The organism is Streptomyces otsuchiensis, from assembly GCF_004305975.1.
Taxonomy (GTDB): Bacteria; Actinomycetota; Actinomycetes; order Streptomycetales; family Streptomycetaceae; genus Streptomyces; species Streptomyces otsuchiensis.
The window spans coordinates 1-3,385 of sequence record NZ_BHZI01000422.1 but is presented as its reverse complement, the minus strand read 5'-3'; the positions used below and the strand labels follow the sequence as shown (position 1 = coordinate 3,385).

At 71.6% G+C, this 3,385-nt stretch carries 3 protein-coding genes and 1 pseudogene; 1 reads left to right on the top strand and 3 read right to left on the bottom strand.

Going from position 1 to position 3,385, the window contains the following annotated elements; translation table 11 throughout:
- Window positions 1-614 (top strand): acetylxylan esterase (locus E0D90_RS24585; protein WP_157996940.1); only part of this gene is annotated, 614 nt, incomplete at its 5' end.
- 78 nt (window positions 615-692) lie between these two features.
- Here the strand turns inward: E0D90_RS24585 and E0D90_RS24580 are convergent.
- From E0D90_RS24580 to E0D90_RS28155, 3 genes and pseudogenes are all read right to left on the bottom strand, one after another.
- Window positions 693-1,946 carry an extracellular solute-binding protein gene (locus E0D90_RS24580; RefSeq protein WP_438827449.1) on the bottom strand — a complete coding sequence of 418 codons (1,254 nt, stop codon included), beginning with the start codon at window positions 1,944-1,946 and terminating at the stop codon, window positions 693-695.
- A gap of 380 nt (window positions 1,947-2,326) precedes the next feature.
- The gene (locus E0D90_RS24575) at window positions 2,327-3,094 is read right to left on the bottom strand and encodes a bestrophin-like domain (protein ID WP_130800140.1); all 768 of its coding nucleotides are present in this window, start codon (window positions 3,092-3,094) and stop codon (window positions 2,327-2,329) included.
- Window positions 3,095-3,105: 11 nt separating this feature from the next.
- A pseudogene (locus E0D90_RS28155) lies at window positions 3,106-3,385 on the bottom strand (hypothetical protein); the annotation flags it as partial.

Sequence of the window (3,385 nt, the reverse complement as noted above, 5' to 3'; positions counted from 1 at the left end):
GTGCGCGTACCCCGGACCCCGACCCCGCGCCCGGGCCCCAGCCGCCGCGGGGGTTCCTGACCCGCGGCATCACCGACCGGGACACCTACTACTACCGGCGGTTGATGACCGACGCGGCCCGCGCGGTGGACGCCATGCGCGCCCATCCGGCGGTCGACCCGGGCCGGATCGTGGTGGCGGGCGGCAGCCAGGGCGGCGGGCTGGCACTGGCGACGGCCGGTCTCCGCGGCGACGCGGTGGCCGCCGCGCTGATCGACGTGCCGTTCCTGTGCCACTTCCGGCGCGGCGCCCAGCTGGCCTCGGCCGGGCCCTATCCGGAACTCGGCCACTACCTCGGCCATCGGCTGATGGCCGACCCCGAGGAGACCTTCGCGACCCTCGACTACTTCGACGGGCTGCACTTCGCCCCACGCGCGGCCGCGCCCGCCCTCTTCAGCGTCGGGCTGATGGACCCGGTGTGCCCGCCGTCCACGGTCTTCGCCGCCTACCACCGCTACGGCGGCGCCGCGGAGATCGCGGTCTGGCCCTTCGGGGAGCACACCGGCGGGCGCGCGGCGCAGCGGGAACGCCAGCTGGAGTGGCTGGCCGGCCAGGGGCTGGCACCCGGGGCCTGACACACCGGCGGGCGGGGCGGGACGCACAAGTGCGTCCGGCCCCGCCCGTCGGTGACGTGCGGTCGGGTGCGGCCCGGTTCAGCCGCGGCCGCTGAGCCGCGCGGTGATCGCCTCGGACGCCGCGGTGCCGGCGACCTCCGGGTCGGCGCCCCGCAGGACCGCGGTCTGGAACTCCTTGATGGGGTTGTCCTCCTCGACGCTGGCCCAGTGCGGGGACTGCGGAGTCGCCCGGCCGTTGCGGGCGCCCTCCACCATCGCGACCGCGCCGGGGTCGTCCTGCACCGCGTCGGAGAGCGTGACCCGGTTCGGCACCAGGCTCAGCGAACTGGCCAGCTCCGTCTGCCACTTGTCGCCGGTGAGCATCTTGACGAACTCGTACGCCAGCCGCAGGTCGTCGGTGGCATCCGGAATCACCAGGTTGGAGCCGCCGGTGAAGACCGCGCCGGGAGTGCCCGCCTCCTTGCCCGGAACCGGGAAGAAGCCGAGCTTGTCCTCCAGCTGTGGGTTGGCCTCCACGATGGCCTGCGCCGACCCCGGCGTGGTGATCAGCTGGGAGACCTCGTTCTGCGCGAAGACCTCCTCGTGCGCCGGATTGGCCTCGTCGGCGTCGATCGGACCGTCTCCGAGCCGCTGGAGCTGCTCGTAGAACTCCATGCCGGCCGCCGCCTGCGGGGTGTCCAGGGCGCCCTGCCAGACCCCGCCGCTCTCGACCGCGAGGTCACCGCCCTCGTCCCAGATGAAGCCCGCCAGCACGTACCAGTTCTGGCCCGGCAGGTAGATGCCCTGCCGGCCGGGGACCTCGTCCAGCTGCTCGGTGACGCTCAGCCACTCCTCGCGGTCCTCGGGCGGGGACTCGATACCGGCTTCCTCGAAGTGGTCGGTGCGGTAGATCACCACCCGGTTCGCCGCGTAGAACGGCACGCCGTACTGGTGGCCGTAGACCTGGCCGGGGTCGGCTAGGCCGGGCACCCAGTCGTCGCCGGAGAGGGAGACGACCTGGCCGGTGAGGTCGGCGAGGCCGTCGGTGGTCACGTACTGCGCGACCTGGGTGTTCCCGACCTCGATCACATCGGGGCCGTCACCGCTGGTGAGCGCCGCGGTGACCTTCTCTCCGATGCCGCCCCACTCCTGGATGGTGACGCGTACCTCGACGCCCGGGTTCTCGTCCTCGAACTCCGCGACGGCCTTGTCGATGAACGCCTCCCCGACGCTGTGGTTCATCATCCAGACCTCGAGCACGCGGTCGTCGGAACCGGGGGAGAGTACCGAGCACCCGACGAGCAGTCCGGCCGCCGCTCCGAGGCCGACAGCCCGGACGGTGAAAGTGGATATCAACGATCCCCCTAGGGAGGCGGTGTGAACAGGCAGTAGGCGCTCACACAAATTGACGTAGATCTTGTGGGGGAGTCAAGACAATAGCGACCGTGCATCGCCCACAGAAACCGAGGGGGCGATGAACGGCCATCATTGCTGCTGCTACGGTGCCCGGCCGGACCGGTCCGGCGCCCATCGCCCCGTGGGGGCGAACGGCGAGGAGCTGGTGTGCCGTTGGTCACGGGCGCGGCTGATTCGCGTCGGCGAAGCGCATTCAGTTGTTCTGCCCGGCGGTACCGGGGCGTTACGGCAGGGTTACCCGACTTGCTATTGGCAGGAACATGTCCGCGTGATGAGATGTGTGGTTCCGTCGGGTATAGCGACGCCCGCAGCGGCGATCAGCCGCCTCCGCCGAGTGCGGGGAAGAGGATCTCGAACGCCTCCGTGGGTTCGCCGATACCGCGCGCGAACGGCGAGTCGAAGTGCCAGATGAGGAACAGCAGGAACGCGATCAGCGCGCTGAACAGGCCCACCAGCAGCAGTTCGCGGGCCGAGCGCTGGATCTGGAGGGCGAAGACCATCCCGATCGCCACCAGTCCGCCCGCGACCAGGCCGAACCAGACGACACCCGGCATGGTGGGTTCGGCGGCCTGGGCACGGGCGGTACGCGCCTCGTCGACGGCGGCCGCCCGGTCCATCAGCCCGTGGTAGCCGTGCGCCTCCAGGGTGGAGGCGGGTTCGTGCAGGGCGATGGTGCTGCGCAGCCCGGCGAGCAGGGCGTCGCCCTCCTCGGTCAGTTCGGCGTTGTCCACCATGTGCGGCCACTCGACGTCGAGCACATGGCTGACATAGCCGTCCACCTGTTGCCGGATGTCCTCGCTCACCTCCTCCGGGTACGCCTGAGCGCGGGTGGAGACCTCGTGCAGCGCCTGCGCCTCGGCGCGCACCCAGTCCTCGGCGGCGCCACGTTCCTCCCAGACTCCGGCCATCGCCAGACCCAGCACGATCGCGTACACGACGCCGATCATCATGGTCATGTACTCGATGACGTCCGGCGTCTCGGTGGTGTCCCCTCCGGCGCCGCGGCGTCGGGGCAGCGACACGAACAACAGCACCACGGCGCAGGTCCCGGCGATGCAGAGCGTCAGGATCAGCCAGTTGGACATGGGGCTCTCCCTCAGGAAGTCGAACGGGAGCGTCCGCCGCCCGCACGGGGACGGAGCGCGGCCGCGGCCAGCACGGCGGGGGCGAGGAACAGCAGGGTGCGGCCGACCAGCGAGCCGCCTTGCCGTGGCTCGGCGCCGGCGGTCGGGGGGTCGGGGACCATGGCGAGGGTGACGTCCACCGGTTCGGGGCGCGGCTGCGGCGGCGGTTCCGGTTCCGGTTCAGGTTCCGGCTGCGGCTCGCGGGCCGGCTCGGGCTCGGGTTCCGGAGGCGGCTCCGGCGCGGTCCGCGTC